1 protein-coding gene and 1 pseudogene are annotated in these 1,325 nt (G+C 43.9%); both read right to left on the bottom strand.

Annotation, left to right across the window (positions count from 1 at the left end):
* Nucleotides 1-658 (bottom strand): SLC13 family permease (locus ACWHAR_RS21610; RefSeq protein WP_452087785.1); only part of this gene is annotated, 658 nt, incomplete at its 3' end.
* Between the two features lie 125 nt (nucleotides 659-783).
* Nucleotides 784-1,325 (bottom strand): annotated as a pseudogene (locus tag ACWHAR_RS21605) (pectate lyase); the annotation flags it as partial.

Below are 1,325 nucleotides of genomic sequence, written 5' to 3'. Positions count from 1 at the left end.
AGTCCACCCCTGCGACATCATGGGCCAGCTTGGCAATCAGCGGGTTCGCCGCCATCGCTGTCAGGAACATAGCAGATGTGATCAGATTCCCCTGAAAACCGGTTTTTAATAAGAATGCACCGATTTTCCTCTCTGTTCCATTTGCCGGGCTTGATCCGAATGTTTCGGATAATGATCTGATAATAGGAAATATAATGCCTCCTGCACGCGCCGTATTACTTGGAATAGCAGGTGAAAGTATTAAATCACTGAATAGCAGTGAATAAGAAAGTCCAAGGGTTTTTTTCCCGAATTTCTGAACGAATACATACGAAATTCTCGCACCGAGCCCGGTTTTGATAAATCCCCGGGAAATAAAGAATGCGATAACGATAAGCCAAATGGTCTTATTCCCGAATCCGCTTAATGTATCCTCAATTGATAGTGTTCCAGTTAGTGCAGTAACCGCCAATGCAAAAATTGCAATTGCACCCATTGGCAAGGGCTTGGAGATAAAGCCGATAATTGTCGCGACAAAAATCGCAAACAAATGCCAAGCTTTAGGTTCAAGTCCGGACGGAGCGGGAATAAACCAGATGATTAGTCCCACAGCGACAGTAATAAGCAATGGAACAAGCTTTACTGCTGACTGTTTTCCTGCGTCTTTTTCTGAAGCCATAAATAGGTCTCCTCCTATATACTTGTTTTCCGATCCCTTTTCCATTCTACTCCTTAACTAAGTTAATAAACATTTTAATTAATTAAAAAACACAAAGGTTAGCACCCTTTGTGTTTTTCACTTTCTTAATTTAATTTACCCGCACCCGCTTGATTTATGACATTTGATTTCACATTAGCAGAAGCATCAATCGACCCATGCAGAGACGGCGTCCAGCCGACAGAAGAGCTCAGCCCGTTTGCAGCCGATGCGTTGATCTGTGTGCCGTTCAGCAACGTGCCGGAGTCATATAAAGCCGTTCCCCCGCTGAATACGCTGATCGTTTTAGCAGCTGACAGTCCCGGTACGTCAATGACATTGTTTTGGGCATAGATTTTAGATGACTTTCCGATTCCCCATGCATAGCTGAAAGGATAACTTGAAGAGCTTGTGCTTCCTTCATAATAGTTGTTGTATACGTGCACTTGCCCGAAGCGGACTCTCGGCGCGCGCTGGACAATATTTTTATAGCGGTTATGATGCAGCGTAATTTTTAATTTGCCGTCATCGGAGGTTTTGCTGTCACTTGATCCGAAAATGGAGCTTTTATCATGATCGTGATAATAGTTGTAGGACATCGTGATATAGTTAGCACCGTTGGAAGCATCCGTTTGGCCGTCATGGTGCT

It is taken from the genome of Bacillus sp. LR--39 (assembly GCF_053613335.1).
The sequence above is the reverse complement of the archived record's forward strand: the minus strand, read 5'-3'. Positions and strand labels throughout refer to the sequence as shown.